The organism is Mycobacterium sp. MUNTM1 (genome assembly GCF_054660795.1).
The window spans coordinates 1-279 of record NZ_BAAGDE010000171.1; the positions used below are offsets into that span (position 1 = coordinate 1).

The following is a 279-nucleotide window of genomic DNA, read 5'->3' on the forward strand; positions in this document are numbered from 1 at the left end:
CGTGCCCGGCAACGGCGGCAGCTGATCGCGGGCGCGGTCGCCATCATCGTGATCGCGCTTCCACTCGGCGATCAGCGCATCGCGGTGTGAGGCCACGGCGGCGTCGAACTTCGCCGCATCGAGGTGAGGAAGCGTGATCCGCCAACAGGCGCCTTCGTCGTCGGAGGTCTTGGTGATCGAGGCCCGTGGTTCAAGCCCCTCGGGCCGGGATTCGGGTTCGGGTCGCGGTTCCAGCTTGACCGCGGTGCGCAGCTGGTTGACCGTCGCGACCGCGGCCAG

At 69.5% G+C, this 279-nt stretch carries 1 pseudogene; it reads right to left on the minus strand.

Annotated features, from left to right (window positions below):
• Nucleotides 1-279, minus strand: a pseudogene (locus ACYQ8K_RS30285) (hypothetical protein); the annotation flags it as partial.